Raw genomic sequence first — 1,454 nt, forward strand, 5'->3', positions numbered from 1 at the left:
TACGGCCCGCGCGAATCGATGGAATACGACGTCGTGATCGTCGGCGGCGGCCCCGCCGGGCTGTCGGCGGCGATCCGGCTCAAGCAGCTGGCCGCCGAGAAAGGCACCGAGATCGGCGTGTGCGTGCTCGAGAAGGGTTCCGAGATCGGCGCGCACATCCTGTCGGGCGCGGTGATGGACCCGCGCGCGATCACCGAGCTGTTTCCCGACTGGAAGGAACGCGGTGCGCCGCTCGACGTCGAGGTGAGCGAGGACCGCTTCCTGTTCCTGTCCGAGAAGAGCGCGGTGACCACGCCGAACTGGGCGCTGCCGGACAACTTCAAGAATCACGGCAACTACGTGATTTCGCTGGGCAACGTGACCCGCTGGCTCGGCCAGCAGGCCGAGGCGCTGGGCGTCGAGATCTTCCCCGGCTTCCCGGCTGCAGAGATTCTCTATAACGACGACGGCTCGGTGAAGGGCGTCGCCACCGGCAACATGGGCGTGGGCAAGGACGGCGAGCCGACCGAGAACTTCCAGCTCGGCATGGAATTGCACGCGAAGTACACGCTGTTTGCCGAAGGCTGCCGCGGCCACCTCGGCCGTCAGCTGATCTCGACGTTCAAGCTCGACGCGAACGCCGATCCGCAGGCGTACGGGATCGGCATCAAGGAACTGTGGGAAATCGATCCCGCGAAGCACAAGCCGGGCCTCGTGATCCACACGGCCGGCTGGCCGCTGAAGTCCGACACGTACGGCGGCTCGTTCCTGTATCACATGGACAACAACCAGGTCGTGGTCGGCTTCGTGGTGGGCCTGGGCTACACGAACCCGTACCTGTCGCCGTTCGAGGAATTCCAGCGCTACAAGACGCACCCGTCGATCCGCGCGTTCCTGGAAGGTGGCAAGCGCGTGTCGTACGGCGCGCGGGCGATCACGGCCGGCGGCCTGCTGTCGCTGCCGAAGACGGTGTTCCCGGGCGGCGCGCTGATCGGCGACGACGCGGGCTTCCTGAACGCATCGCGGATCAAGGGCAGCCACGCGGCGATCAAGACCGGCATGCTGGCGGCCGACGCCGCGTTCGACGCGGTGCAGGCCGGCCGTCAGTCGGACGAGCTCAACGCGTACCCCGATGCGTTCAAGCAATCGTGGCTGTACACGGAGCTGTACCGCGCGCGCAACTTCAAGCAATGGATGGCGAAGGGCCTGTACCTGGGCACGCTGATGGTCGGGCTCGAGCAGAAGGTGATGGGCGGCAACGTGCCGTGGACGCTGCATCACCAGCATGCGGACCACGAGATGCTGAAGCCGGCGTCGCAGTGCGAGCCGATCGCGTATCCGAAGCCGGACGGCAAGCTGACGTTCGACCGGCTGTCGTCGGTGTTCATCTCGAACACGAACCACGAGGAGAACCAGCCGGCGCACCTGACGCTGAAGGATGCGAGCGTGCCGGTGAACGTGAACCTGCGCACGTA

Annotated in this window: 1 protein-coding gene; it reads left to right on the plus strand. The window is 66.1% G+C overall.

All coding sequences use genetic code 11. The features are described 5' to 3' along the window. On the plus strand, positions 1-1,454 hold a 1,454-nt coding region (locus J8I33_RS34200), incomplete at both ends, for an electron-transfer flavoprotein:ubiquinone oxidoreductase (protein ID WP_209939995.1).

This window comes from Burkholderia sp. AcTa6-5 (assembly GCF_017815075.1).
GTDB classification, from domain to species: Bacteria; Pseudomonadota; Gammaproteobacteria; order Burkholderiales; family Burkholderiaceae; genus Burkholderia; species Burkholderia sola.